Source organism: Mycolicibacter senuensis (assembly GCF_002101885.1).
GTDB lineage: Bacteria > Actinomycetota > Actinomycetes > Mycobacteriales > Mycobacteriaceae > Mycobacterium > Mycobacterium senuense.
Genome location: NZ_LQPS01000035.1, coordinates 12,842 through 39,840, shown reverse-complemented (window position 1 = coordinate 39,840; position 26,999 = coordinate 12,842). Strand labels below are relative to the sequence as shown.

Annotated in this window: 20 protein-coding genes and 1 pseudogene; 7 read left to right on the top strand and 14 right to left on the bottom strand. The window is 66.8% G+C overall.

From position 1 onward, the window contains the following. Position 1: 1 nt before the first annotated feature. The 5 genes from ileS to AWC24_RS09905 all read right to left on the bottom strand — a co-directional run bounded on the left by ileS (position 2) and on the right by AWC24_RS09905 (position 9,317). Positions 2-3,181 carry an isoleucine--tRNA ligase gene (gene ileS, locus AWC24_RS09925; RefSeq protein ID WP_085084438.1) on the bottom strand — a complete coding sequence of 1,060 codons (3,180 nt, stop codon included), beginning with the start codon at positions 3,179-3,181 and terminating at the stop codon, positions 2-4. Between the two features lie 275 nt (positions 3,182-3,456). Then, complete coding sequence (locus tag AWC24_RS09920; protein ID WP_234807321.1) at positions 3,457-3,915, bottom strand: hemerythrin domain-containing protein; 459 nt, start codon at positions 3,913-3,915, stop codon at positions 3,457-3,459. Between the two features lie 39 nt (positions 3,916-3,954). Continuing rightward, positions 3,955-4,539: a hemerythrin domain-containing protein gene (locus tag AWC24_RS09915; RefSeq protein WP_407663419.1), complete on the bottom strand. Its 585-nt coding sequence runs from the start codon at positions 4,537-4,539 to the stop codon at positions 3,955-3,957. Positions 4,540-4,671: 132 nt separating this feature from the next. Next, complete coding sequence (locus AWC24_RS09910) at positions 4,672-7,743, bottom strand: MMPL/RND family transporter (RefSeq protein WP_085084432.1); 3,072 nt, start codon at positions 7,741-7,743, stop codon at positions 4,672-4,674. Positions 7,744-7,820: 77 nt separating this feature from the next. Next, positions 7,821-9,317, bottom strand: a complete 1,497-nt coding sequence (locus AWC24_RS09905) for a flavin-containing monooxygenase (RefSeq protein WP_085084430.1) — start codon at positions 9,315-9,317, stop codon at positions 7,821-7,823. 232 nt (positions 9,318-9,549) lie between these two features. Here AWC24_RS09905 and AWC24_RS09900 point away from each other — a divergent pair, with 232 nt between their 5' ends. The 5 genes from AWC24_RS09900 to AWC24_RS09880 all read left to right on the top strand — a co-directional run bounded on the left by AWC24_RS09900 (position 9,550) and on the right by AWC24_RS09880 (position 14,723). Then, positions 9,550-10,647 (top strand): AurF N-oxygenase family protein, encoded by a 1,098-nt coding sequence (locus AWC24_RS09900; RefSeq protein WP_234807320.1) that lies wholly within the window; start codon positions 9,550-9,552, stop codon positions 10,645-10,647. Between the two features lie 85 nt (positions 10,648-10,732). Further along, positions 10,733-11,500: a phthiotriol/phenolphthiotriol dimycocerosates methyltransferase gene (locus AWC24_RS09895; RefSeq protein ID WP_170307869.1), complete on the top strand. Its 768-nt coding sequence runs from the start codon at positions 10,733-10,735 to the stop codon at positions 11,498-11,500. Between the two features lie 154 nt (positions 11,501-11,654). Beyond that, complete coding sequence (locus AWC24_RS09890) at positions 11,655-13,013, top strand: cytochrome P450 (protein ID WP_085084426.1); 1,359 nt, start codon at positions 11,655-11,657, stop codon at positions 13,011-13,013. After that, the gene (locus tag AWC24_RS09885) at positions 13,010-13,840 is read left to right on the top strand and encodes an SDR family NAD(P)-dependent oxidoreductase (RefSeq protein WP_085084424.1); all 831 of its coding nucleotides are present in this window, start codon (positions 13,010-13,012) and stop codon (positions 13,838-13,840) included. The genes AWC24_RS09890 and AWC24_RS09885 overlap by 4 nt, the downstream gene beginning before the upstream one ends. Positions 13,841-13,910: 70 nt before the next feature. Further along, positions 13,911-14,723 (top strand): phthiotriol/phenolphthiotriol dimycocerosates methyltransferase, encoded by an 813-nt coding sequence (locus tag AWC24_RS09880; protein ID WP_085084625.1) that lies wholly within the window; start codon positions 13,911-13,913, stop codon positions 14,721-14,723. A 16-nt stretch (positions 14,724-14,739) separates the two neighbouring features. Here the strand turns inward: AWC24_RS09880 and AWC24_RS09875 are convergent, their stop codons facing one another. Continuing rightward, positions 14,740-15,525 (bottom strand): alpha/beta hydrolase, encoded by a 786-nt coding sequence (locus tag AWC24_RS09875; protein WP_085084627.1) that lies wholly within the window; start codon positions 15,523-15,525, stop codon positions 14,740-14,742. Between the two features lie 75 nt (positions 15,526-15,600). Next, a pseudogene (locus tag AWC24_RS09870) lies at positions 15,601-16,404 on the bottom strand (SDR family NAD(P)-dependent oxidoreductase); the annotation flags it as partial. Positions 16,405-16,575: 171 nt separating this feature from the next. Between AWC24_RS09870 and AWC24_RS09865 the strand changes: the two are divergent. Further along, positions 16,576-17,619 carry a PE-PPE domain-containing protein gene (locus AWC24_RS09865; protein WP_085084423.1) on the top strand — a complete coding sequence of 348 codons (1,044 nt, stop codon included), beginning with the start codon at positions 16,576-16,578 and terminating at the stop codon, positions 17,617-17,619. 53 nt (positions 17,620-17,672) lie between these two features. Here the strand turns inward: AWC24_RS09865 and AWC24_RS09860 are convergent, their stop codons facing one another. From AWC24_RS09860 to AWC24_RS09835, 6 genes are all read right to left on the bottom strand, one after another. Then, positions 17,673-19,028, bottom strand: coding sequence for a hypothetical protein (locus AWC24_RS09860; protein ID WP_085084421.1), 1,356 nt, complete (start codon positions 19,026-19,028; stop codon positions 17,673-17,675). A gap of 153 nt (positions 19,029-19,181) precedes the next feature. Beyond that, the gene (locus AWC24_RS09855; RefSeq protein ID WP_085084419.1) at positions 19,182-20,822 is read right to left on the bottom strand and encodes a hypothetical protein; all 1,641 of its coding nucleotides are present in this window, start codon (positions 20,820-20,822) and stop codon (positions 19,182-19,184) included. 357 nt (positions 20,823-21,179) lie between these two features. Further along, positions 21,180-22,727: a hypothetical protein gene (locus tag AWC24_RS09850; protein WP_133055714.1), complete on the bottom strand. Its 1,548-nt coding sequence runs from the start codon at positions 22,725-22,727 to the stop codon at positions 21,180-21,182. A 184-nt stretch (positions 22,728-22,911) separates the two neighbouring features. Next, positions 22,912-23,640, bottom strand: coding sequence for a nitroreductase family protein (locus AWC24_RS09845; RefSeq protein ID WP_085084415.1), 729 nt, complete (start codon positions 23,638-23,640; stop codon positions 22,912-22,914). Continuing rightward, positions 23,637-24,146 carry a DUF2505 domain-containing protein gene (locus tag AWC24_RS09840; RefSeq protein ID WP_085084413.1) on the bottom strand — a complete coding sequence of 170 codons (510 nt, stop codon included), beginning with the start codon at positions 24,144-24,146 and terminating at the stop codon, positions 23,637-23,639. Before AWC24_RS09840 ends, AWC24_RS09845 begins: the two co-directional genes overlap by 4 nt. A 13-nt stretch (positions 24,147-24,159) precedes the next feature. After that, a complete protein-coding gene (locus AWC24_RS09835; protein WP_085084411.1) occupies positions 24,160-24,837 on the bottom strand; it encodes a flavodoxin family protein in 678 nt (225 codons plus the stop codon). A 64-nt stretch (positions 24,838-24,901) separates the two neighbouring features. Between AWC24_RS09835 and AWC24_RS09830 the strand changes: the two genes are divergently transcribed. Beyond that, positions 24,902-25,732, top strand: a complete 831-nt coding sequence (locus AWC24_RS09830) for a class I SAM-dependent methyltransferase (protein WP_085084409.1) — start codon at positions 24,902-24,904, stop codon at positions 25,730-25,732. On the opposite strand, the gene AWC24_RS09825 is transcribed toward AWC24_RS09830, so the two are convergent. Further along, positions 25,725-26,978, bottom strand: a complete 1,254-nt coding sequence (locus tag AWC24_RS09825; protein ID WP_085084407.1) for a phthiocerol/phthiodiolone dimycocerosyl transferase family protein — start codon at positions 26,976-26,978, stop codon at positions 25,725-25,727. The genes AWC24_RS09830 and AWC24_RS09825 overlap by 8 nt on opposite strands. Positions 26,979-26,999 lie beyond the last annotated feature (21 nt).

The window sequence follows — 26,999 nt, the reverse complement described above, 5'->3', positions numbered from 1 at the left end:
CTCAGGCCTTGGTGATCGTCACCCGCACCCCGTCGCCGATCTCGGCGGCATCGGCGCCCGGCTCGCCGAATTCGAAGCCGGTGGCCAGGATCTCGCCGGCGATGAGTTCAGCATGGGCCTGTGCCCACCCCAGCCGCGGGCCGGGAACCGACATCACCACGCTGATCCGGTCGGAGACCTGCAGGCCGGTGTTCTTGCGTAGTTCCTGCAGTTCGCGGATGCGGTCCTTGGCCCAGCCCTCGGCTTCGAGTTCCTCGGTCACCGTGCCGTCGAGCACCACCAGCCCGGCGCCGTCGGGCAGCGCCACGGTGAACTCGGGATCGGCGGCAACCAGTTTCGAGGTGTACTCGCCGTCGAGCAGCACCACCGGTCCGGCGCTCAGGGTGCCGTCCGGGTTGACCACGCCCTCCCCCGCCTTGACGGCTTTGATCGCGGCCTGCACGTCCTTGCCCAGCCGCGGACCGGCCACCTTGGCGTTGACCGCCAGGTCGAAGCGGCCGTAACGGTCGATGTCCTCGGTCAACTCGACGGCCTTGACGTTGAGCTCGTCGGCGATCAGCCCGGAGAACGGCGCCAGTCGCTGCGGGTCGTCGACGGCGACTGTGAGTTTGGGCAGCGGCAACCGGACCCGCAGTTGGTGCGACTTACGCAGCGAGGATGCGGCTGAACACACGTCGCGCACCTGGTCCATCGCGGCGACCAGTTCGGTGTCGACGGGCAGACTGCCGGCCTCGGGCCAGTCGGTCAGGTGCACCGACCGTTGCCCGGTCAGCGAGCGCCAGATCTTCTCGGTGGTCAGCGGCAGCAGCGGTGCGGCCAGCCGGCAGGTCACCTCCAGCACGGTGTGCAGGGTGTCGATGGCGCCCGGATCCTCGTCCCAGAACCGTTGCCGGGAGCGCCGCACATACCAGTTGGTCAACGCTTCGGTGAACTGGCGCAGTTCCTCGCACGCCCCGGAGATGTCGCAGCCGTCCAGCGCGGCGGTCAGGTCGTCGCGCAGCGTGGCCAGCTTCGCCAGGATGTAGCGGTCGAGTACGTGCGGTGAATCGGTGCGCCACACACCGGTTTCGGGCGCGTAGAGGGCCAGGAAACTGTAGGCGTTGGACAGCGGCAGCATCACCTGGCGGACGCCCTCGCGGATGCCCGGCTCGGTGACGATCAGGTTGCCGCCCCGCAGGATCGGCGACGCCATCAAGAACCACCGCATGGCGTCGGAACCGTCGCGGTCGAACACCTCGTTGACGTCGGGATAGTTTCGCAGCGACTTGCTCATCTTCTGCCCGTCGGAGCCCAAGACGATGCCGTGTGCCACACAGGTTTTGAATGCCGGCCGGTCGAACAGCGCGGTGGCCAGCACGTGCATCATGTAGAACCAGCCGCGGGTCTGGCCGATGTACTCGACGATGAAGTCGCCCGGGTAGTGCGCGGATTCGGCCGCCGAACCGTCGAACCAGTCGCGGTTCTCGAACGGGTAGTGCACCTGGGCGTACGGCATCGACCCGGAGTCGAACCACACGTCGAGCACGTCGGGGATGCGTCGCATCGTCGAACGGCCGGTCGGGTCGTCGGGGTTGGGCCGGGTCAGCTCGTCGATGTAGGGCCGGTGCAGGTTGTCGGGGCGCACCCCGAAATCGCGTTCCAACTCCTCGAGGCTGCCGTAGACGTCGATCCGGGGGTAAGCCGGGTCGTCGGAGCGCCAGACCGGGATCGGCGTGCCCCAGTAGCGGTTTCGGGAGATCGACCAGTCGCGTGCGCCGCGCAGCCAGTTGCCGAAGATCCCGTCCTTGACGTGCTCGGGATACCAGGTGATCTGCTCGTTGAGTTCGACCATGCGGTCGCGGAACTCCGTGACCCGCACGAACCACGACGACACCGCCTTGTAGATCAGCGGATTGCGGCATCGCCAGCAGTGCGGGTAGGAGTGTTCGTAGGTTTCGTGACGGAGCAGCACCGCGCCATTGGGGGCAGCAGGGCCCGCGCCCGCCTTGAGATCGGCGATGATCGCCTTGTTCGCGTCGAAGACGTGCTGGCCGGCGTAGTCGGCGACGCTGGAGTCGAAGCGGCCCCCGGCGTCGACCGGGGTGACCGGGGTGATGCCGGCCGCGTCGGTGATGTTCTTGTCATCCTCGCCGTAGGCCGGCGCGAGGTGCACGATGCCGGTGCCGTCGTCGGTCGACACGAAGTCGGCGGCCAGCACCCGAAATGCATCTGCCTCCGCCATGAAGTACGGGAACGGCGGCAGGTACCGCAGCCCGATCAACTCCGAACCGCGGTAGCTGCCCAACAGCTGTGGCTCTTCCCCGAATTCGCGCGCGTAGCCGCCCAGCCGGGCCTCGGCGAGCAGGTACCGGCGCTCCCCGACCGCTACCTGCACATAGGTCACCTCCGGGTTGACGGCCACCGCCAGGTTGGCCGGCAGTGTCCAGGGCGTGGTGGTCCACACCAGCAGGTGCGCACCGGCCAGCTCCTCTGCCGCCCCGGCCAGCCCCTCTGCCGCCCCCTCTCCCGCCGCCCCGCCCGCGACCCGGAACCCGACGGTCAGCGCCGGGTCCTGTCGACTCTGGTAGACGTCGTCGTCCATCCGCAGTTCGTGGTTGGACAGCGGCGTCTCGTCGCGCCAGCAGTACGGCAGCACGCGATAGCCCTCGTAGGCCAGGCCGGAGTCCCACAGCTGTTTGAACGCCCACAGCACCGATTCCATGAACGGCAGATCGAGGGTCTTGTAGTCGTTGTCGAAGTCGACCCAGCGGGCCTGCCGGGTGACGTAGTCCTGCCATTCGGCGGTGTAGCGCAGCACCGATTCCCGGCAGGCCTCGTTGAACGCGGCGATGCCCATGGCATCGATCTGCGACTTGTCGGTGATGCCGAGCTGGCGCTCCACCTCGAGTTCGGCGGGCAGCCCGTGGGTGTCCCAGCCGAACCGGCGTTCCACCCTGTAGCCGCGCATGGTGCGGTAGCGCGGCACGATGTCCTTGACGTAGCCGGTGAGCAGGTGCCCGTAATGCGGCAGCCCGTTGGCGAACGGCGGCCCGTCGTAGAACACGTATTCCGGCGCGCCGTCACGGCGGGCGATGCTGGCCCGGAAGGTGTCGTCGGCCGCCCAGTAGTCGAGGACCTCGAGCTCGGCCGCCGGGAAGTCGGGGGCACCGGCGGCCGGTTTCGGATAGCTGCGTTCGCTCATGCTGTGTCGTCTCCCAAGCGCCCGGCCCGGGGACGACGCCGCGCGGGTTGCGCGAGCACCGCGGTACCACCCCGCTTGCCGCGCTGCCGGCGCGACCGCTCAACCAGGCTGTGACGGGCCGACCCGTTCGGTTCTAATGAGGCCCGGCGGTGCAGCGCCGGGCCCGTTCCTCCGAAGGCTCCCCGGTGATGGCCGGATCATTGCCGCTGAGCCGATTGTACGGAGCGCCGCCGCTTCGCCGGACGCGGCCCGGCCCCCGACTCCGCCACCGGACGCTAGCCCGCCTCCAGGCACTCCCAGCTGTCGGGGAGCAGGCCGGTCTCGATGAACTCGGTCACCGCCGCGGCCTGTTCGGGTTCCAGCCCGGTGTCGGCGGCACGGTAGATGACCTGCTCCTCTTTGGAGTTGTGCACCGCAAGCTGATCGAGCAGCAGCCGGGAGACCGCTGTCAGCGCCGCGGTGTCGCCGTCGGGCAGCAGTCCGACCAGCGCGTCCATCGTGCGCCAGATCTCGGCGTGCTCGGTCATCATGACCGCAACCGGCATCGCCATGCCGGCCTGCCGGATCGGCGGGAACAGGATCCGCTCCTCGAGGTAGATGTGCTTGCGCAGCCCTTCCAGAGCCGTGCTCAGGCCGGCGGCGTCCACCCGGCCGCCGCGAAGGTCGATCAGGAAGGCTTCCAGACCGGCGTCGATCTGCTGATGCTCGCGCTCCAGGGCAGCCGATACGGCCACTCGGGATTCCTCTGGGGGCATTGCGGTCTCCTTACCACCTCACATAGCGGCCTTCGCACAAACCCAGCCGTCGGGCATCCGGCCGGATGCGAGGAAGTCGGCGACCTCGGCGGCCTGTTCCGGCGCCAAGGCTGTGTCGGCGGCCGGGTAGATCACCGGTTCCTCCACCTTGTTGTGGTCGGCCAGTAGAGTCAACAGCCGTCGGCAGGCTTCCCGCAACTCATCGCGGTCGGCAGCATCGCCCGGGCCGGTCGCCAGATCGTCGAGGGCGTCCATGGTGCGCCAGATCTCGCCGTGGCCGCGGATCATCCCGAACACCGACATCATCTGCGCGCCCTTGCTGATCGGCGGGAACAGCAGCTGTTCCTCCAGGTAGATGTGGCGTCGCAGCGCGGCCAGTGTGCCGTGCAGGGCGTCGGTGTCGACGCTGCCGGCAGCCAGCTTCGCCAGGAAAGCCTCGAGCCCGGCATCGACTTCCTGATGCTCGCGTTCGAGTGCGACCGAAAGCGTTGCGGTGGACATGATTTCGGCACTCCCCTCAGGCCAGCTCGGCCTCGACGCTGTGGGCGAAGTCGGCAGCGGCCCTTGCCGGCTGGACTGCACCGTCCGATCCGCGATGCCCATCCGCAGCCTCCTCTGCCGGTGCGGACGCCGCCCGAACCGAAGCCGCAACCCGCCCTATGTTTTTTACAAGTCAGACTTGTTTAAATCTAGCCCATCGGGCGGGGTGCTGGCTAGCGTCGGATCACCGACAGCTCAGTGCTCGTTTTCGTCCTCCGGCGGTGGGGTGGAGGCCAGCACCTCGGTGTGCCGGTCCTCAGCCGGCTCGGCCGGTTGCGCGGACAGTTCCGGGAACGCGGTGGCCACCATGTCCTCGAACGTCCACTCGTGCGCGTCGACTGGTTCGGCCGTCGCCGCGGTGCCGTCCGCGGCCGGTGCGACATGCGCGGCGGCCGAGCCGGAATCGCCGGCCGCCGGCGCAGCAGCCCCCGCCATGACCGGCGCCACCGCGCGTGGCGCCCGCGCCGGATGCTCCCGCACGTTCAACGGCCACCAGAACCACCGGCCCAGCAGCGCCGCCATCGACGGCATCATGAACGAGCGGACGATCAGGGTGTCGAACAGCAGGCCGAGCCCGATCGTGGTACCGACCTGGCCCACCACCCGCAGATCACTGACCAGCATGGAGGCCATGGTGAACGCGAACACCAGTCCGGCGGCCGTGACCACCTTCCCGGTACCCCCCATCGCCCGGATGATGCCGGTCTTGATTCCGGCACCGAGCTCCTCTTTGAATCGGGCGACCAGCAGCAGGTTGTAGTCACAACCCACCGCCAGCAGGACGATCACCGACATCACCATCACCAGCCAGTGCAGGTGGATGCCGAAGATGTACTGCCAGACCAACACCGACAGCCCGACCGATGCCCCTAGCGAGGCCAGCACCGTCCCGACGATCACCAGCGAGGCGATGAAGCTACGCGTGATCAACAACATGATGATGAAAATGATTGCCAGCGCAGTGATCCCGGCTATCAACAGGTCGTAGTCGGCGATTCCCTGCAAGTCGTTGAAGAGCGCTGCGGTACCGGCGACGTAGACCTGGGCGGTCGACAACGGCGTCCCCTTGAGGGACTCGGTGGCAGCCTTCTTGATCAGGTTCACCCGCGCCATGCCTTCCGGGGTCGCCGGATAGCCGTCGTGGGTGACGAAGAACCGCGCGGCGTGACCGTCCGGCGACAGGAAGAGCTGGATCACCCGTTTGAAATCCGGGTTGTCGAACGCCTCCCGGGGCAGATAAAAGGAGTCATCGCTCTTGGCCGCGTCGAAGTCCTGGCCCATCGCGGCCGAGTCACCGCCGACCTCCTCGACCTGCGCCATCATCCCGGACATGGTGCTGTGCAGGGTCAGCATCATGGTCTGCAGGCTGCGCAACGCAGCGATCTGCGCCGGCATCATCTCCAGTAGCTGCGGCGTCACCACGTCGACGTTGCTCATCACCGGCGCCAGCTCATTGAGTTTGTCGGTGAGCTGGGTCGCGCCGTCCATCGACGCGTAAGCCGACCGCAGCGACAGGCAGGTCGGGTCCCCGCGGCAGTCGTTGGTGTCGACGGATTCCCGCAACAGCTTGGAATTGGCGTTGAAATCGGCCATGTGGGCGCGCATCTGCTGGGCCAGATCCATCGCCTCGTATGAGACACCGGTCGCTTCATGGGTATTGGTGCCCAGCTGCTGCATCAGCCCGTACATCCGCTGCAGCGAGGCGATGGTGCCCTCCAGATCGTCGGCCTGCTTGCGCATGTCGGCCACCCGGTTCTTCATGAAGTCCAGGTTCTGCATCTGGCCGGCGCTTTGCATGCTGAGCAGGAACGGGATCGAGGTATGCCCCAGCGGGGTCCCCTCCGGCCGGGTCACCCCCTGCACCAGCGCGACACCCTCGACCGCGAAGACGCTCTTGGCCACCTTGTTGAGCACCAGGAAGTCCGCCGAGTTGCGCATGTCGTGATCGGATTCGACCAGCAGCACCTCCGGCAGCAGGCGAGACTCCGGGAAGTGCCGCGACGCTGCGGCCCAGCCGAGGTTGGCCGGGGTGTCCTTGGGGATGAACGAGGGGTCCTTGTAGCTCACCTGGTAACCGGGCAGCGCCAGCAGACCGATGAGTGCGACCGCACCGGCGGCCACGAAGATCGGTCCGGGCCAGCGCACGATCGCCGTGCCCACCTTGCGCCAGCCGCGTTCCGACATCTTGCGCCGGGGTTCCAGCAGGCCGTAGCGACTGGCGACCGTGAGCACCGCGGGGACCAGGGTCAGCGCGATCGCCACCGCGACCAGCATGCCGACCGCGCACGGGACGCCCATCGTCTGAAAGACCGGCAGCCGGGTGAAGCTCAGGCAGAACGTGGCGCCCGCGATCGTCAAGCCCGATGCCAGCACCACATGGGCGACCCCGCGGTAGGTGGTGAAATACGCGGTCTCCGGATCCTCGCCGGCATGCCGGGCCTCGTGGTAGCGGCCGATGAAGAAGATGCCGTAGTCGGTGCCGGCGGCGATCGCCAGCGTCACCAGGATGTTGATCGCGAAGGTGGACAGCCCGATGAGCCCGACATGGCCCAGGAACGCGACGATCCCGCGGGCGGCCGCCAGTTCGATCCCTACCACGGCCAACAGCAGCGCGACGGTGCTGAATGAGCGATACAGCAACAACAGCATCAGTGAGATCACCGACACCGTGGCCACCAGGATCTTCAGCACCGCACGGTCGCCGCTGGTGTTCATGTCGGTGACCATCGGAGCCGGGCCGGTGACGTAGGCGCGCACCCCCGGCGGGGCGGGCGTGCGGTTCACGATGTCGCGGACCGCTTCGACGGAGTCGTTCGCCAGCGCCTCGCCCTGGTTGCCGGCGAGGTTCAGCTGTACCAGTGCGGCCTTACCGTCGGCGCTCTGGGCGCCGCCCGCGGTGAGCGGGTCGCCCCAGAAGTCCTGGATGTGCTGGACATGCTTCGTGTCCGCGTTGAGCTGGGCGATCAGCTCGTTGTAGTAGCGGTGGGCGGCGTCGCCGAGCGGTTCCTCACCTTCCAGGACAATCATCGCCGCACTGTCGGTGTCCGACTCTTGGAACACGTGCCCCAGCCGCGCCATCGCCTGGATAGACGGCGCGTCCTTGGCGCTCAACGACACCGGATGGTCCTTGGCGACCTGCTCCAGCTGCGGGACCGCGAGGCTCACCAGCGCCGTGAGTGCCACCCAGCCCAGGATGATCGGCCACGCGAACCTGCGGACGAACCCTGCCGCGGCCGGCCGGCTATGGCTCAAGTGCGTATTCGTCACTTATCCCAGGCCCCTCACCAGACGATCTCCCCCAAGCGATCACTGTAGCCCCAGTTCACCGACCGCAGCAGCAGAAGCTACCCGATCAGGTAGTCCGACAGCGGGAAGTGGTCCTGCTCCTTCACCGCGCTGCGCACCGAGGTCGGCCGGAACAGCGGGGCCTCGCCGGTGTTGTGGTTGAACCAATAGGAGTTCGACGTCGCGCAGTTGCCGCGATGGAACACCGAACTGTCGAGCAGGTCCATCATCCGCTCATAGAACCGGGTGTTGGCCTCTTCGGTGACCTCGAAGGTACGCGCCTCGAGCCGCTGCAACTCACCGAACAACCGGTTCATGTGCCGCATCTGGTACTCGACGGTGTTGAACCAGGACAACCCCACCCAGGCGAACGGGCTGGCCATGTGGATGAAATTCGGGAACTGCGGCGCCGTCATGCCCTGGTAGGCCTGGAAGCGCGTCTCGCGCCACCACTTGCCCAGGTTGCGCCCACCGCGGCCGACCACCTCGATCGCGGGCAGGTTGCCTTCCCACACGTCGTAACCGGTCGCCAGCACCAAGGTGTCGACATCACGCTTGGCGCCGTCGGCTGAAACGATGCCGTCCGGCTCGATCCGCTCGATACCGGCCGTCTCCAGATGCACGTTGGGCTTGGTGAACGTCGGGTAGTAGTCGTTGGAGATCGACGGACGCTTGCAGCCGAAGTCGAAGTCGGGGCTCATCTTGCGGGCCAGTTCGCGGTCGCGCACCGACATCAGCCGATGCAGGGCGGACTGGGCGGCCATCGCCTTGTTGAGAAACCTGAAACGCCGGTAGCGCCACATCGTCAAGACCATCATGAAGTCCGTGACGTTATCGGTGATCCACCGCACGATTCGCTGGGTGAAGGGCACCCGGGCGAACATCCGCTGGACGACCGGGGGGAACACCACGTCGGACTTGGGTGTCACCAGAATCGGGGTGCGTTGGTACACCGTCAGCTCGGCGACCTCTTTGGCCAGCTCGGGGATGACCTGGATCCCGGTGGATCCGGTGCCGATGACCGCAGCGCGCCGGCCGGCCATCGGGTAGTCGTGATCCCAGGCGGCGGTGTGGATGATCTTGCCGGCGAACGTGTCGATGCCGGGGATCTCGGGGATCTTCGGCTGGCACAGAAAACCGGTGGCGACGATGAGGAACTGTGCCGTCAGGGTCTCGCCACCGGCCAGCGCCACCCGCCACACCTGGGTCTCCTCGTCCCACTGGGCGCCGTCGACGCATGCGTTGAAGCGCATGTAGCGGCGGACGTCGTATTTGTCCGCGACATGCTCGGCGTAGGCCCGCACCTCGTTGCCCGGCGCGAAAAGGCGTGACCAGTACGGGTTCGGTTCGAACCAGTAGGAATAAGTGGTCGAGGGCTGGTCGACGGACAGGCCCGGATAGTGGTTGACCCGCCAGGTACCGCCCAGGCCGTCCTCGCGGTCGAGGATCAGAATGTTGTCGTAGCCCAGCCGGTTGAGTTGGATCGCCGCGCCGATTCCACCGAAGCCCGCACCCACGATGACGGCCTGGTAGTGCTGGTATTGCTGGGTCCCCATAAGGAGGACACGCTACCGCAACGCTGCGACTCGCCGCTGTGCGCGCAGGTCGTCCCGGCCTGCGGGCAATGCCGGTGGAAGGTAAAGTAATGGCCGCTGCGTGGTCGCGAGATGGCGGCAATCACACCACAACACCGTGACTTGTCTTAGTGATTTGCCAGACTCGGCGGTAAGCTTCGGCCCAGTCGCGCAGTTTTCGAGCGCATGACGCCAACGATGGGAGAGGTCGCTCGTGCCGATCTGGATCGACATCGTCGGACCGCTTGCCGGTCTGCTGATCGCTGGTTCGGCATTCGTCCTCGTCGTGCGCGCCCTGGCCCGATACCGCCGCAACATGGATGTCACCGACGACGCCCAGTACATGGCGACGCTGACGAGCCTGTCCGAAAGTTCGGTACGCCGCCGCTTCGATCCGTTCACCGACATCCAGTGGGACGCGCCCGAGTATGCGATCACGCCCGATGACCCGCGCTGGGTGCTCGAAGACGACCCGCTGGGACGCACCACCTGGTACCGCAGCCAGCCGCTGAGCAAGCAGATCGAGATCGGCATGTGGCGGCAGGCCAACATCGCCAAGGTCACCCTGCAGTTCGAGAGCATGCTGATTCGCGGTCTGGTCCAGTACAGCTCGCGGGTGCCCAACGGCTCTCCCGAGCACCGCTACTGCCTGCATGAGTCGGTTGAAGAGTGCAACCACGTGCTGATGTTCCAGGAGTTGGTGAACCGCATCGGCTTCGACGTGCCCGGGATGCAGTGGTGGATGCGCTGGCTCTCGCCGCTGATGCCGTTGTACGCCGGACCGTTCCCCAATGTGTTCTTCTTCGGTGTGCTCGCCGGCGAGGTGCCGGTCGACGTGCTGCAGACCAACGCGTTGCGCGAGGCCGGCTCCGGGCATCCGGTCGTGGAGAAGGTGATGGCCATCCACGTCGCCGAGGAGGCCCGGCACATCTCGTTCGCCGACGCGTATCTACGCAAGCGCGTCCCGCACGTGTGGCGGATCAATCGGCTGTGGATGTCGGTGTACGTGCCCTTCGTGATGCGATTGCTGGCCAAGCCCATGGTGGAGCCGCCGCGCCGCTTCTTCCGGCAGTTCGACGTGCCGCGTTCGGTGCGCAAACAGCTGCTGACCGGTTCCCCCGAGTCCCAGCAGGCCCTGCGGGACACCTTCGCCGACATCCGGATGCTCTGCGGCGACATCGGGTTGATGACGCCCGCCGGACGGCTGATGTGGCGGCTGTGCAAGATCGACGGGGCCCCGTCGCGTTACCGCGGCGAACCGCAGCGCGCACAGCCGGCTGCGCAAGTCACCGCGGTCCAAAGCACCCGCTGAGCTGTGACATACTTCCGGTATGGTTCGTTCTCCGTCTGAGACTCTGGAAAAAGTCGGCGCCGATCTGGTCTACCGGATCTCGGCGATGCCGATTTACAAGAAGGCCTTCAAATACTGGTACCCGTTCATGACCAAGCGGATGGGACACGACGACGTCGTCTTCCTCAACTGGGGCTACGAACAGGACCCGCCGCTGGGCCTGGAACTCGATGCGGCCGACGAAGAGAACCGGTATTCGATCCAGCTCTACCACCAGACCGCCACCCAGATCGACCTGGCCGGCAAAAAGGTCCTGGAGGTCAGCTCCGGCCACGGCGGCGGTGCATCCTTCCTGGCTCGCACCCTCAAACCGGCCTCCTACACCGGTTTGGACTTCAACCCCGACGGCGTCGCCTTCTGCCAGAAGCGCCACCAGGTGCCGGGTCTGGAGTTCGTACAGGGCGACGCGCTGAACCTGCCGTTCCCGGACAATTCGTTCGACGCGGTGGTCAACGTCGAGGCCTCCCACATCTACCCGGACTTCGCCCAGTTCGTTCGCGAGGTGGGCCGGGTGCTGCGTCCCGGTGGGCACTTCCTGCACACCGACTTCCGCGCCAAGGAGGACATCGAGTCCTGGCAGCGGACGCTGGCCACACCGCCGCTGCGGCTGGTCAACGAGCGTGACATCAGCCGCGAGGTCGTACGCGGCCTGGCGGCCAACTCGCCGCGCTCCAACGACCTGATCAACGAGCGGATGCCGTTCTTCCTGCGCCGCTTCGCCCGGGAATTCGCCGTCGTCGAGGGTTCGCTGTTCTACCGCGACCTGGACCGCGGCGAGATCACCTACCGCATCTTCGACCTCGTCAAGGACTGAGGACACCCGTCGAAGCGCCGGAGCAAACCGGGACCGAGGTCTTGGGCTCCGGCGCTTCTTTGGTGACCGACGTCCCTTAGGCGTCGGACGAAAGCGGGTTAGGGTGGCGGCACTCGCGCTCCCAACCCGACGATCCTGACGAGGGGCTAGCCAGATGGACCAGAAGGAACTGACGCGTCGCCTTCGCTTTCGCGCCAGCCTGCTCAGGATCGGCATCGACGGACTGGTCGGGGTGGCCCGGGACCGGGCGACCGCCTACCGGTACGCGCTGACCGGCCGCCCGACCGCCCCGCTGACCGACTTCGACCCGTTCGCGCGCGAAACGATGCGCGACCCCTACCCGGGATACCGCACGCTGCTCAGCGGGCCGCAGGTCTGGTACAGCCGCAAACGCGGCATCTGGATCATCCCGGGTTACGACGCGGTGCGGCAGGCATTGCGCGACGACGAGGCGTTGTCGTCGGCGCAGAGCCAGGCCCGCTTCCGGGTTCGCCTGCAGACGATGAACGCCACCGATCCGCCGGTGCACACCCGGCTGCGCCGGTCGGTCTCGCGGGCGTTCACCCCGCGTGCGATGAAGGCGTGGGAGATCAACATCAATCGCGTCGCCGACGAACTCGTCGCCGCGATGATCGAACGCGGCCGCGTCGAGATCGTCGACGACCTGGCCAAACCGCTGCCGAACCGGCTGATCACGATGATGCTGGCGATTCCCCAGGAGGACCGCCACCAATTCCTGGAGTGGGCCGACATCATCAACGAGGCGGCGTTCGCACCGCTGACCCCGCGCGGGATGGCGCTGAACATGCGCTCGAGCCAGGCCGTCATCGCGATGCACCGCAGCCTCGACCCGATGATCAAAGCGCGCCGCGCCGCACCCGGCGACGACCTGATCTCGATGCTGGCCGCGCCCAGCGGCGAGGACACCCTCTCCGATGACGAGGTGTTCTGGAGCGCCTCGATGCTCGTCGGCGCCGGCAGTGAGACCACCACGAACCTGATCTCGGGCCTGTTTTTGACACTGGCGCAGCGCCCGGACGTCTACACCCGGCTGCGCGAACACCCGGAATTGATCCCCGCCGCGATCGAGGAGCAGCTGCGGTTGGTCTCCCCGGTGCAAGGGTTCTACCGGACCGCGACCCGCGACTACCGGGTCGGCGACCACACCATTCCGGCGGGCGCCCGGGTGCTGGTGCTGTACGCGGCCGGCAACCGCGATCCACGCCACTACCCCGACCCCGACACCTTCGACCTGGACCGCAATCCGACCGACCACCTCGCCTTCGGCGGCGGGGCGCACTACTGCCTGGGCACCCACCTGACCCGCATCGAGGTGAGCCGGGTGCTGACGCAGCTGATCCCGCACGTCAAGGAGATCCGGCTGGCCGGCGAGTACCGCTACCTGGTGAACGCGACGATGCGCGGCCTCGAGCACCTTCCCGTCGAGCTGGTGGCCGCCGAGGCCGGCGCCGCCGGGACCGCGACCGACCTGCGGTCCACCGGCAGCCGATGACGGCCCAGCCGGTTGCGCTGGTCACCGGGGCGACGAGCGGGATCGGGGAGGCGACCGCCGACCGGCTGCGGGCCGCCGGCTACCGCGTCTTCGCCGTCGGCCGCAATCCCGAAGCGCTGCAACGTCTTGCGGCACGAGGACTGGACGCCCGCGCCCTCGATGTCACCGACGAGGCCGCGGCGCAGCGGCTCGTCGCGGAGATCAGCGCCGACCACGGCGCGGTGAGCGTCTTGGTCAACTGCGCGGGATTCCCGTTGACCAGTCCCCTCGAGCAGCTGGCGCTGCCGGACCTGCGCAAGCTGTTTGAGACCAATGTCATTGCCGCACTGAACTTGTCCCAATGCGTACTGCCGGGCATGCGTGAGCGTGGGACCGGCGTCATCGTCAACATCGGCAGCATTGGCGGGCGTTTCGCCAGCCCGGGTGCCGGCGGCTATCACGTGGTCAAGTACGCCATGGAGGCGTTGTCGTTGTCGCTGCGAGCCGAAGTGGCGCCGTTCGGCGTGCGGGTGGTCCTGCTCGACCCGACGGTGGTGCACACTCCGTTCGTCACCGCACAGCAGGAGGCGCAGCATTCCTACGCCGCCGACGATCCCTACGGCGACTTCAAACGTCGCTACGCCGAGAACACCCGTCAGCTGTCGGCGAAGCGCGGGGTGATGATCGGACCCGAGGCCGTCGCCCGAGCCGTGGAGCGGGTGGTCCGGGCGAAGAACCCGCGGCCCCGCTATATCGTCGGGCTCTCCGGCAAAGTCACCGTGCTCGCCCGGGCGCTGCTGAGCGACCGGATGTGGGATCGAATCCTGATGCGCGGGTTGCGGGAGTGAGCTGTCGGGGGCCGCTGACCCCATCACCGGCCGCAAACCTCTTCCGTGACATACTCCCTCGGTGGCCACGATGAACCGTCTGATATTCAACCCGGTTACCCACCGCGTAATGACGAACCCGTTCGTCTACCACCTGCTGTTCACGTCGTTCGTGACCAAGCGGTTCGCCACCCAGACCAAGCTGCTCAGCGGTGACGACTGGCTGTTCCTGAACTACGGCTACGAGGAAGACCCGCCGATGGCGGTGCCGCTGGAGGCTTCCGACGAACCCAACCGGTTCTTCATCCAGCAGTACCACCGCACCGCCGCACAGGTGGACCTGGCCGGCAAGAAGGTGCTCGAGGTCAGTTGCGGCCACGGCGGCGGCGCGTCATATGTGGCGCGCACCTTCAAGCCGGCGTCCTACACCGGCTTGGACCTCAACGAGACCGCCATCGAATTCTGCCGCCAGCGCCACCAGCTGCCCGGGATGGACTTCGTGCAGGGCGACGCCCAGAACCTGCCCTTCGACGACGGGTCGTTCGACGTGGTGTTCCAGGTCGAGGCATCACACCTGTACCCGCATCCGGCCCGGTTCTTCGACGACGCGGCGCGGGTGCTGGCGCCGGGCGGGCATTTCCTCTACACCGACTTCCGCCGCCGCAGCGAGCTGGCCCGGTGGGACGCCGAGCTGGCCAACACCAGCCTGCGACTGGTGACCCAGGAGGACATCAGCATGGCGGTACTGCGTGGCAACGAGCAGAACCTGGCCCGCAAGCAGGACATGATCGCTCACCACGGCAGCATGGCCCGCTTCGCCAGCGCCGCGACGGACTGGACCTTCAACGGCGCGCTGCGCAACGGCGAGTTCGTCTACCGGCTGTACTGCTTCGCCAAGGACTGACCGACCCGGACGGCGGCTACAGTCCGCGACTGACGAGCCAGTTGTGAATTCGTTCGGCCACCGATTCCCAGCCCGGCTCGAGCATCATGTTGTGGCCCATGCCGGGGAAGAACTCCGCCTCGGTGCCATAGGCGCGCGCCGTCGCCTGCACTTCTTTGCGGGTGTGCGCACCGTCTTGTTCGGCTCCCAGCACCAACAGCGGCGCGGTGATGCGCGCCGGGCGCGGCAGATTGAGCATCAGGCAGTCGATGCTCACGCGGGCGCTGTCCTCCTGTAGCCGCGCCGCACACTCGAGCACCCGGTCTTCGGGGGTCTGATCGGAGAAGAACTTCTCCCGGGCCAGTTCCGGCGTATTGATGTAGCGCAGTGACTTGCCGGTGACGACCATCTTGACGGCCTGCCAGGGGTGGTTGCGCAGCCAGCGCAGACTGGATCCGTAATTGCCCTGCGGGGGAATCGACGCCATCAGTACCCCGGCCGGCGCGGGACGGTCCTCGAGGTACTTCTGGACGATCAGCCCGCCCATCGAGTGGCCGATCACCACGGGTGCCTCGGGCAGACCGTCGGCCACCGACCTGACGTCTTCGACGTAGTCCTCGACGCTGCAGCTTCGCAGCGGCTTGTCGATCGCACTGCCGCCGTGGCCGCGAAAACTGACCGCGACCGCGCGGTAACCCAGGTCGGCGAAGTATCCGAGGAAATTCTCGTCCCAGCACCAGGCGGCGTGCCAAGCGCCGTGGACGAACAGCAGCGGCGCCGGATGATCTTCGCTCACGCAGCCCTTGTCGATGACCTCAAGCATGACACTGCTCCCCCTGTCCGGCGATCGACCGCTCCGTGACGTCGACGGAATCCCGGTGTTCCCCTCACCCGCGCTGCGAGTCGACAGCGGAGTGCGCCGCGCCAGCAACGGTAGCAGCGGGCCGTGCGGCACGATCCGGTAGGCGGTCACCAGCAACCGGTTCGCCCAACCGGGTGTCACCCGGCCCTTGCCCGCGGCCATGCCGTCGACCGCTGCGCGAGCAACCTTGTCCACCGACTTCCACATCACCGCGGGCAAGACCTGCTTGCGTTCGCCCTCGCGGAACCCCGCAGCGACGTCCAATCGGGTGTCGACCGGTCCCGGGCACAGCGCGGTGGCGCTGACACCGGTACCGAGCAGCTCGCTGCGCAGACTCTCGGTGTAGGAGGCGACGAACGCTTTGGCCGCGCCGTAGCTCGCCTGGCCGGGCAGCGGACCGAAGCCGGCCACCGACGACACGTTCAGCACGGCACCTCGTCCTCGTGCCACCATGCCCGGCAGAAATCGGCTGCACAGATCGACGACGGCGGCCACGTCGACCTCGACCAGATTCAGTTGGCTTGCCGGGTCGGTGTTGGCGGCCAGTGCCACCAACGACAGGCCGGCGTTGTTGACCAGGATGTCGGGGACCAGTTCCAGGTCGGCGATCCGGTCCGCCAACGCTGCGCGTTCGGCGCGGCAGGACAGATCCGCCGGCAGCACGTGCACGGGATGTGGGTTCAGTTCGGCGGCGAGCGCGTGCAGCCGGTCGGCGCCACGCGCCACCACGATCAGCTGGTGGCCGCGGCGGGCCAGTTCCCGCGCCACCGCAGCACCGATCCCCGACGAGGCGCCGGTGACGATGGCCGCGCGGTCGGGACCCGGTGCTGGTAGAGCCACCCGGCCACCCTATCGCCCGGCACGCCGGCGGCCTCCTCCGGCAAACTATTTGACGTCCGCGAAACTTTTCTCTACCTCGGCGGGCACTGGGACGACTTCCTGTGTACGCTGACGCGGACATGTGTGTGATGTAAATGGGGGACGTTGATGACACGCTCTAGAAATCGGTGGATGACGGTCGGCCTGGTGGCGGGGGGCTGCGCCGGGCTACTGGGAATGACGTCGGCGCTCGGTGCCGGGGTGGCCCTCGGCGAGGACACCGCACTGATCATGGGCTCGGCGTTTCAGCCGACGCCGAAGGATTCCTATATCGACCAGGTCATGGCCGATTTCCTCAACCCGCAGAACCCGTTTCCGGGACAGCCGACGTTTCCGGGCTATACCCCCATCGGGGTGACCACACCGCAGACCGATTACGGACCCGGAATCATTCAGGGTGCCGCCGACATCGACGAGGCGATCAGGGCGCACCTGGCCGAGGGCGACAACGTGACGGTGTTCGGCTACTCGATGAGCGCCGCGGTGGCCACTCAGGAATTGGTGAACCTGCTCGGGTTGCCCGCCGATCAGCAGCCGGATCCGGACTACTTGAGCTTCGTGTTGCTGGAGAATCTCGGCAACCCCAACGGCGGCTTCTTCACCCGCTTCGACTCGGGTATGCCGATGACGCCTGCCGACGGGATCTACCACACCGACATCTACACCATCGAGTACAGCGGAGCGACCGACTTCCCGAAGTACCCGCTGAACTTCCTCGCCCTGGCGAACGCGATGGCCGGTTACGTCAGCCTGCACCCGGCACTGCTGCCCGGGTGGCCGACGACGTTCAACCCGGACTCGGTTCAAGACGCGGTGCAGCTTCCGACTTCCGAGGACGTCAACACCGACTACTTCTTGATCCCGACGCAGAACCTGCCGCTGCTCGACGGGATCCGTTGGGTGCCTTTCTTCGGGCCGGCGATGGCCGACCTGGTGCAGCCGGCCCTGCGGGTGCTGGTCGACCTGGGCTATGACCGCAGCGATCCCGCCGACGTCCTGACGCCGGTGTCGTGGAGCATGCCCACGATCGACTGGGACGTCGTGTCGCAAAACCTCGAGCTGGGCTTCGAGCAGGGGTGGACGGCCGCCCAGGTCCAGCTGGGAATGCTTCCCGAGACCGAGCTGCCCGACCTGTACCCCTACCTGCCCGACCTGTCAGGCCTGATCGGGGACTAGCACGCCCGGCCGTGCGCCGGACCGGCCGGGTCGTCCCCGGCCGGTGCCGGCGATCACGCCGCGGTGACGTCGAAGACGGCGTCCCAGAGGCCCTGGATGTCGAAGGGCCCGATGATCCCGATGTTGTCGGCGATGTTGAACAGATAGTCGCCGAGGAAGTCCTGGACCTGATCGACGGTCGGCAGGAATCCGGTGGTGTCGATCACCGGGTCGTCGGGCAGCGGGTTCTTGAGGTCGAGCAGCACCGTGCCCAGCCGCCACAGCCAGGCCTCGTACTCGATGATCTCCGGCGTCGAGACATTGGCGGTGCCGCCGTCATAGGCGGCCAGCCATTCGTCGATCACCGGGTTGCCCGGCCACAGGTCCCCGACCAGTTTGGCCAGCAGGTAGTAACTGGGCGTGTTCCAGTCCTCCGGGTTGAAGAGGTCACCGCCCGGCTCGGGCAGCAGGCACGGCCCGGGGCAGAACGGGCTGCCCGGGATGAAGGGGTTGAACGCGACCAGGAATGAGGCGAAGACGGCCTGCAGCGCCCTGCCGAACTCCACCAAGTCGGGAAGCTGGAACTTGTCGAAGTCGAAGGGCTGCATCAGGCTGTCGAAGAAGTTGATGAACGGCTGGTCGAAGTCCATCTCGTAGTAGCTGCCCGTCCACGGCTGCAGCGGGGCGTCCGGGTCGATGTCGGGGTAGTCCTCCGGGTTCAGCCCCAGCTCCTCCAGGGTGCGGGTGCCCTCCCAGTAGAACCCGTCATGAGCGAACCCGATGTTCTCCATGCCCGGGCCGTTGGGGTCGAAGTAATAGGAATTGCCGTTCATCATGTCGGCGAACGGAACCTGGAACCAGTTCTGAATCAACGGGAACTTCTGTAGGCCGGTGGCGATCAGCAGGCTCCAGACGGTCTGGTCGATCCAGGTGAAGCCGGTGATCGGACTGGTCGGCATCACCGGCAGACAGTCCATGCCCGCGCAGCTCAGATCTACCGGGATCTGCACGTTGGCCAGCATGGACAACTGCTGACCGAGACCCGGATGGAAGAAGTCCCCTTCGTGGCCGGCTCCGGACAGCTCCGGGAACGGGACCAGCAGTTGAGCGACGAACTCGAAGTGCCCCAGGTCGCCGGGGTCCTCACCCCAGGCGTTGGTCGGACTGCCGACGAACCACGGGCCGCTGTAGAACAGCGACTTCGCCGTCGTGTCCAGCGCATGGATGTAGTTCGCCGGAACGTTGACCAGGTCCTGGAAAAGGTTCAGCGGAACGTTCAGCAACGATTCGCCGGCGGTCAGGTGTGGCGCCGGATGAGTAACGGCGGTGTCGGGAGCCGGCACGCGAGGCGGCACCGGGGCGATGGCCACCAGGCCCGCCGTGGTGATCGCCAGCCCAGCACTGAAGTATGAGCGCAGGGCAGCAACCATCCGGGCGGACCTCCGATGACGAGGGGAAATGCCATGCCAGACGCGGGCATGACCTAAGTAGGTTTATGCAATCTACCAAAGAATTACATAAGTGCAACCGATAGCGCTCCCCCGCCCGGGAAGGGCAACGGCCGGTCTACTTCACGTGCCGGTCTAGAAGGTGAACCAGCTCGCGATCTCGGCCCACAGGTCTTCGAGCGTGGTGTTGAGCCCGCCGCTCGGGTCGAGGAACATGATGAAGTCGTTCCACAGCAGCAGTGAGTTCTTGCCGCCGTATTCGCCGATCTCCTGCATGTCCAGCGCCAGGTCCGGGTTGTAGGTCGGCGGCGTGTAGTAGCCGGTCTCGGGGTTGATCGGCCACGGCCCCAGCAGGCCGGGGTCGGTCATCAGCCCGCCGTTGACGACCAGGTTGGGCAACCAGGGGTTGATCTCGCCGAGCCAATCGATGATCTCGTTATGAGTGTCCGCGTCGAAGGTGAAGATCCCGGTCTGCAGCGCCGAGATACCGGCCATCACCTGCTCGTCGGTCGATCCGTTGGCGTTGCCGACGGCGTTGGCGGCTTCCTGCTCGGTCAGGTCGATCCACTGCTGGATCAGTGGGTTGGGGGCGCCGATGCTCTGGATCGACTTGACCAGGTCCAGGCTCGTCACTCCCCACGGCGGGGAGACCGGCGCCATATTGCACAGCCCCGGGCACATCGGGCTACCGGGGACGTACGGGTTGAAGTCGACGACCATCCCGGCGATCAGTGCCTTCATCGCCTGGAAGATCTCCTCCGGGCTGGAGAAGTGGAAGCCGGTGAGCGGGTCGTCGCCGTTGACGCTCCAGTCGACCGGCGCCATCAGGCTGTCGAACCAGCGCTGGAACGGCGCGAACGGGTCCAGCTTGAAGGTCAGGCCGGCCCACGGCATCAGGTTGATCTGGTTGCCGTACTCATCGAGACCGCCATCGACGGTGCCCGGGTACCCGAAGCCGGGCTGGGCGTCGGCTCCCGGGACCGCGTCGAACGGTGAACCCGGCACTGCCCCACCCTCACCCACGCCGGCGTCCGGGTTGGCGATGCCGGCGGAGGTCGGGTTGTCGGGGTCGCTGAACGGGCTGTCGGGGAACTTGTAGCCGTCGAGCATGTCCTGGATCGGCACCTTCAGCCAGTACTTGAACAGATCCAGCTGGTTGTCGTCGTTGGGGAAGTTACTGAACTTGATGAAGAAGTTCAGCATGGCGTCTATGGCGGTCACCCCGGTGATCGGCTCCACCGGGGACATCGGAAAACACTGGATCGAGTCACACGATGCGCTGACCGGCAGCAGCGCCGCGGCGAACATCGCGAACTGCTGACCGATGCCCGCCGTGCCGTTCTCCAGCGCCTCCGGGTCGATCGCCGGGTCGAAGGCACCGGAGATCTGCGGGGCGAACGGGAACATGTAGTCCACGACCGCCATGAAGTGACCCGGGTCGCCCGGATCCTCACCCCAGATGTTGGTGGCGCTCGGCGTGAACCAGTTGCCGGTGAAGAAGAACGAGTTGTTCAGGACGTTGGTGGCCTGCACGTTGTTGAACGGGATGTTGACGATGTCTTGGAACAGGTTGAACGGGATGTTCAGGAACGAGGCCTCGGCGGCCAGCTGCACCGCCCGCTCGGCGGCGGTCAGGCCGGCATCCCAGGGCGCAACCGGCGCGACGGGGGCCATGGCAACGGCGCTCGCTGCGGCGACGGCGGCACCCGCTGTCATGTGACGGCGCTGCAGGACCGCGCGGTGGGCACCGGTGATCGGGTGGCGACGCTCGGGCACCGCTCGGTGTCTACCCGCGTTCGTATAACGACGCTTCCGCGTCACACCATTCTTCACATGTCCCCCTTGAGTCCCCACCGAACCGTGCCAGCATAGCGGCGGCGCGGCCCGGTGTCTAAGCGAGTACCGGTAAATTTACATGGGCTGTGGAACATCGTCCGCTAAGTGATACATCATGATGGTCTTCGGCGCATCTTCTACTCGAGGAGAGCGCTCGACCAGCTTCGGTCGCCGTCTCTGACCCCGACGAGCAACTCCCGGCGTTGCCGCCGCGAAGTTTCGCACCAATCGAATCCTGCCGGACCATACCGCACGGGGTGACCGCCTGCACCCGGTGGCGCCCCTGCCCGGGCCGATTCAGAGCAGCGCTGCCAGGTCCCCCAGCCCGACGGCGTCGAGCAAGCCGGCGAATCCGTCCGCACCGCCCACCGCGGCGCCACCGAGGTCGTCGGGGCCGGCTCCCAGCACCGGGGTGAGGCTGTCGAAGTCCACCGGCTGGTAGCCGGCCACCTGCGCCCAGTCGGCGAAAAGCTGCTGGACACCCGACTGTTCCATGAAGTCGATGAGCTGCTGCATCATCGGCGAGGGCGCGAACGCGATCGGGGTGTCGACGTTGGCCGGCGGGTCATCCGGCGACGCGTTGCCGACATCGAACCACTGCTGCAGCGACTGCGACACCGCGTCGTTGACGTCGACCTGGTGTGGTGTGGGCCCGTTGGCCATTCCGTAGTACGCATTCAGCGGATTGTCGGCGTTGGCCAGCGCGAGCCAATTCTGCAGGTAGGGGTTTCCCGGCCACATCTTGTCGAGGCCGGTCACCAGCGCCAGCGGGGTGGTCGACGGGTACGCCAGGCAGGTGGCCCCGCAGAAGGGGTCGCCGGGCGACGACGGGTCGAAGGCGATGATCATGCCCGCGGCAAGGGTCTGCAGTGCCCGGCCGGCCTCATCGAACGTGGGGATATGGAATCCGCTCAGATAGCTCTCCGGGTCCACCGGGGCCTGCAGGCTGTCGTAGAAGTTCTGGAATGGATACAGCAGGTCCAGCTTGAACGTTTCGTTGGACCACGGCATCAGGTGCACCGGGTTGCCGTTGCCGTTGACGACCTCATCGGTGCCGGGCACCACATGGATCCCCTGCGACTGTGTCGCGGCGTCCTGCGGCAGGTTCGCGAGGTCGTCCGGCGTGGCCGGGTGGGTGCCCGGGAAACCCAGCAGCGGATCACCGGGTACCGAGCCGTCAGGGTTTCCCTCGCTATCGACACCGATGCCCATCGAGGGGTTGATGACCGTGGGAAAGGTATAGCCGGCCATCAGATCCGACAGCGGCACACCGAACCAGTTATCGAACAGCGGGAATGGCTGCATACCGGACAGCGCGGCGAAGAACCAGGCGTTGTGGTCGAGGAACGACGAGCCGGTGATCTCGCTCGACGGCAGCAGCGGTGCGCTGTAGTCGGCATCGCTGGAGGCGCTCGTCGGGATCTCGGCATCGGCGAGCAGGGTGAACTGCTGGCCCAGCCCCAGGTGGCCGGCGGCCGCCTCATCCCAGTCGAAGCCGGGAGCGCCCGGGGCGGGGCTGCCTTGCCCGGAGATCTGGGTGAACGGGAATGCCATGTCGATCGAGGCCATGAAATGGCCCGGATCACCCGGATCCTCCCCCCAGATGTTGGTGGCGCTCGGCGACCACCAGTTGCCGCTGTAGATCAGCGAGTTGCCCAGAACGGTCATCGCGCCGAGTTCGGTGCTGGGAATGTTGGCAATGACCTGGAACAGGTTCAGCGGAATGTTGAGCAGCGAATCTCCGGCGCTGACCAGTGCCAGGTCCCGCGCCGCGGTGACCGAGCCCGCCGGCGTGGCCGCCACCGGTGTGACCAGCGCGGCGGCGAGCGCTCCCGCTGCGAGCACAGCCTTCGGATCAGATGTGTATTTCGCCGCGTCCATGAGCCCCCCGCCCAATGTGTTACACAGGATCGGGTGAATCTACATCACTCGGTTTGCGCTACACAATTAAAACAGAACTTTGTAATCGTCACCGACGGATAGGATGCCTTTTCGGCTCCGAACGCGGACCATTGCATCCGAAAACGGATCATTCTTCCAGCCAAGCCCGGTTACCGTAGCCGTCGAGATGGGCGACCTCCCCGACCGGCCGGCGGGTGGTCGGACCGTAACGCCCGCGGGGCCAGCCCAGCGGCACGATGCAGCACGGCGTGATCTCGCGCGGCAGGCCCAGGATGCGCCGCGCCGCCCGTTGACTCCACAACGGCAGCGTGATCAGTGAGGCGCCCAGTCCCATCGCCCGGGCCGCCAGCAGCAGGTTCTGGACGCTGGGATAGATCGACCCCCAGTAGGCCGACTCGGCGATGTGCGGCATCCGCACCACCGGCAGTCGCCCTTCGCGGGCCCCCAACCGCAGACAGGCCACCACCAGCACCGGGATCTCGGCGAAGTGGTCGATCTGCCACTCCATCGCCCGTGCGATGCCGGCGATCGATTCGTCGGTCTTGAGCCGGCGCCGCAACACCACGTCACGCTGGATCTTCCACGCCTGCCGATAGCGCTTGGCCAGTTCCTCCTTGACGCGGCGGTCGCGGACGACGATGAACTCCCAGTTCTGCCCGTCATTGCCGGTGGGGGCCCGCAGCGCCAGCTCGATGCATTTGAGCACCACCGCGTCGTCGACCGGTTCGGAGTAGACCCGGCGCACCGCACGCTGGGTCATCATCGCCTCGCCCAGCGGCATGTCGAGCCGGGCCAGCGCCTCGGCCGCAGCGGGTACGTTGGCCGGGGTGAAACGCGGGGCGTCCGGCGCCGTCATCGTCCGGCCCCTTCGGTCAGCCACCGGGCGGTGAATCGCTGGATCTCGGGGATCCCCTGGGCGAACTCTTTCGCCAAAAAGCTCTCGATAGGGCCGCCCACCAGCGGCATCTTGAACTCGATGGTCCCGGTGAGGTCCATCCGCGAACCACTGCCGGCCGGCTGCAGCAATGCGGTTCCCCCGCCGCGGCCCGGCGCCCCGACCACCGCCACGTCGATGTCGCCGCTCACCCGGCCGTCGCCGGTGGGCGTCCAGACCTCGGTGGTCACGATGTTGAGGTCGCCGCGGTAGATCTTGGTGAGCATGCCCGGCAACGCACCGTGACGCAGGTCTTCGGTGACCACGACCCGGACCGTGCCGGTGGTGTCGACGGTCAGCGAGTCCAGGGTCTTCTCGCCCTCGAAGGCGTCGATTCGCGCCAGCCAGTAGTCGCGCGAGCCGAATGCGGACTGCACCTGTTCGACGGTCGCCGGCGACTCGAACACGATGTCGAAGGAACGGGGCATGCCTACCTTTCCTCTACTTGCCGAACAGCCGGCTCGCCAGGCCCGCCGCGAACGTGCGCACCCGGTCGAGTTGCTCGGGCTGGACGTTGGTGGGCGGGAGGCGCAGCCCCAGGTAGCGGTTGCGGTAACGCCCGCTGCCCAGGTAACTGGTCAGCGACAGCATCGAGCGCAGCGGGTCGCCGGGATAGGTGAAGTGGATCTCGTCGGTGTAACGGCCACCGCACTCCTCACCGAGCCGGCAGACCTCGGCGTAGTTCTCCTGCCAGTACTCCCGGCACACGGTGAACACCGCGAACGGCTTGCCGTCCAGTAGCTTTCGCGCCTCGTCGGTTTGCAGGAACGACCGGATCGGCATGGCGGGCGCCTTCCACCAGGTCGGTGAGCCGATGCAGATCAGGTCGTAGTCGCCGTCGCGCACCGCGTCGGGTGTGCGGATCTGGCCCGTCTCGCCCTGCTGCTGGGCTTTCAGCACGCTGAGCATGTCCGGCCACACCCGGCGCATCGGGAACCGCGAGAATCGCTGCGCGTAGCGCGGATCGGTGAACTCGATAGCGGCCTTGGTCACCTCGCAGCCCCGCTCGGCGAACACCTCACCGGCGGCCTCGAGCACCTTGAGCGCCTGTCCGGTGTAGCTGTAGTACAGCAGCAGCACCCGCGGCGCCTGCCCACGGCCGTTGGCCTCACCCGCCATATCCGCCTCCTCCTTCGACCGTGCGATGCATCCGGTTCCCGTCCAGGGTATTAGGCTCGCCGACGTGGCAGACAAGATCCCCGTCGACCTGCACGGCGCCGCACAGACCATGTTGACGACGCTGTACCTCAAGGCCCTCGACGCCGATTTCGACTCCCCGGTGTTGGGCGACCAATACGCCAAGGAGGCGGTCGAGCGCATCGATTTCGACTGGGAGGCGCTCAAAGCTCCCGGCCGGTGGGCGCCCCTGGTGACGGTGCGCACCGCCCAGTACGACATCTGGGCGCGCCAGTTCCTGGCGGCTCACCCGCGGTCCACCGTCATTCACCTGGGTTGCGGCCTGGATGCCCGGGTCTTCCGGATCGATCCGGGCCCGGAGGTGGCCTGGTACGACGTCGACCAGCCGCCGGTGATCGCGTTGCGCGAGCAGATCTACCCCGACCGCCCCGGCTATCACCTGATGGCGACCTCGGCGACCGACCCGTCCTGGCTGGAGGAGATTCCCGCTGATCGCCCGGTGCTGTTGCTGGCCGAGGGCATCAGCATGTATCTGACCGAATCCGACGGGGTGGCGCTGCTGCAGAGCGTCGTCGAGAGGTTCCCCGCCGGCGAACTGCAGATCGACTTCTACAACTGGTTCGGGATCAAGTCGCAGAAGAGCCACCGGCTGCAGCGTCAGTCCGGTGCCACGCTGCACTGGGCCGTCAACAGCCCCAACGACATTCTGGAGTCGGTGAGCGGGCTCCGGTTGCTGGCCGCCGCCAACCTCTTCGACGCCGAGACCTTCAACCGGGTGCCGGCCGGTTTCCGGCGCCCCAGCCGGGTGGCTCGCGCGGTGCCGCCGCTGCGGAAGATGCTGCAGTATCACCGCTACGCTTTCGGCCGCCTCAGCTGACACTCGCATGCCGCTCGGCGATCTCGCACAGCAGCGAGCGGATCGCCTCCACCGAGCGTTCCGGCTCGGGCCCGTGCGAGTGGTATTCGATGTTGAGTTGGCCGGCGAAGATCTGGGTGAAATAGATGTCGATCCCGGCGCTCACCGCGAAATACAGTTCGCCGTGGGTGCTGGTCACCTCCACACCCGGTGGTGTCCGCACCGGTGGAACCAAGCCGTTGTTACTCAGCACCACGACATCGGGCAGGCCGGGCGGATTTCCGACGTACTGCGGGCTGAAGTGCAGCCGGGACTGCTGGACGACGCCCTCGTCCAGGTCGTTCTGGAAGTTCTCGGCGATGTCCCGGGCGATCGCGACCAAGTCCGTCTTGGCGTCGATCTCGGCGAGATAGGTGGCCAGACCGATCGGGTTGGTGCATCCGGTGGCCGAAACCGGCGGTGAGAGAAAGTATCTGAGGTCGACGGTGTAGACGTAGGGCACCGGGATGCTCAGTTTGCCCCGCAACTGCCATTCGGCCATCAGCACCGCCGCCGACAGCACCGCGTGCAGGCTCAGGTCGTGGGCGCGGCCGAAGGCGACCACGTCGTTGGTCTGGCTCTCCGAGAGCCGGCACGACGCCATCGGAACCCGCACCGGCGACGACGGCGTCTCAGTCGCTACGGCCCGGCGGGTCGGCGGGAGGTCGTAGCCGAACAGCGCCGGCATGAACCGCTCGATGCCGGAGCGCTGCTGCTTCTCGATCCCGCGGTCGGCCAGCACCGCCTCGATCGACTGCGGCGCCGGTTCGACGTTGATCGCGCCGACCCTTCCGGTGGTGACCAGGTCGGTGTAGTAGGAGAGCATCTCTTCGATCAGCGCGTACATGTGGTGACCGTCGGCGACCGCGTGATGCACATACAGGGTCGGCTGCGCCTGTCCGTCGGCGATGATCACCCGCAGCGCAACCAGCGACTCCGTCTGATCGAAATGCGGGGCCGGCGGTTGGGCGTCGGGGCGAGCGAGTTCGATCACCTCGATGCCGTCGGGCATCAGGTCGTCGGTGACGAACTGATGCCGGCCGTCGGGCAGTCGCTCCAGCCGCCCGGTGAGGATCGGATGGGCCTCCAGCAGCGCCTCGTAGGCCTCCGAGAGCAGGTCGATGTCGACCGGACCGGTGACGTGCGCGGCTAGGCCCACGAAGTTGTGGGTCTCGGCGAGCATCTCCTCACTGGTCGCGAGCTTCCGAATGACCGACGTGGCAAACACTTTCCGGTTCTCTCCTAATCC

What these genes read in the sequence shown, in the direction of transcription:
- AWC24_RS09840 (WP_085084413.1), bottom strand. Translation starts at nt 24,146, where the DNA reads ATGCCCCGTTCCTTCGACATCGTGTTCGAGTCGCCGGCGACCGTCGAA.
- AWC24_RS09845 (WP_085084415.1), bottom strand. Translation starts at nt 23,640, where the DNA reads ATGACGGCGCCGGACGCCCCGCGTTTCACCCCGGCCAACGTACCCGCT.
- AWC24_RS09895 (WP_170307869.1), top strand. Translation starts at nt 10,733, where the DNA reads ATGCCGATTTACAAGAAGGCCTTCAAATACTGGTACCCGTTCATGACC.
- ileS (WP_085084438.1), bottom strand. Translation starts at nt 3,181, where the DNA reads ATGAGCGAACGCAGCTATCCGAAACCGGCCGCCGGTGCCCCCGACTTC.
- AWC24_RS09875 (WP_085084627.1), bottom strand. Translation starts at nt 15,525, where the DNA reads ATGCTTGAGGTCATCGACAAGGGCTGCGTGAGCGAAGATCATCCGGCG.
- AWC24_RS09865 (WP_085084423.1), top strand. Translation starts at nt 16,576, where the DNA reads ATGACGGTCGGCCTGGTGGCGGGGGGCTGCGCCGGGCTACTGGGAATG.
- AWC24_RS09905 (WP_085084430.1), bottom strand. Translation starts at nt 9,317, where the DNA reads ATGGGGACCCAGCAATACCAGCACTACCAGGCCGTCATCGTGGGTGCG.
- AWC24_RS09835 (WP_085084411.1), bottom strand. Translation starts at nt 24,837, where the DNA reads ATGGCGGGTGAGGCCAACGGCCGTGGGCAGGCGCCGCGGGTGCTGCTG.
- AWC24_RS09860 (WP_085084421.1), bottom strand. Translation starts at nt 19,028, where the DNA reads ATGGTTGCTGCCCTGCGCTCATACTTCAGTGCTGGGCTGGCGATCACC.
- AWC24_RS09880 (WP_085084625.1), top strand. Translation starts at nt 13,911, where the DNA reads ATGAACCGTCTGATATTCAACCCGGTTACCCACCGCGTAATGACGAAC.
- AWC24_RS09885 (WP_085084424.1), top strand. Translation starts at nt 13,010, where the DNA reads ATGACGGCCCAGCCGGTTGCGCTGGTCACCGGGGCGACGAGCGGGATC.
- AWC24_RS09890 (WP_085084426.1), top strand. Translation starts at nt 11,655, where the DNA reads ATGGACCAGAAGGAACTGACGCGTCGCCTTCGCTTTCGCGCCAGCCTG.
- AWC24_RS09915 (WP_407663419.1), bottom strand. Translation starts at nt 4,539, where the DNA reads ATGGGCATCGCGGATCGGACGGTGCAGTCCAGCCGGCAAGGGCCGCTG.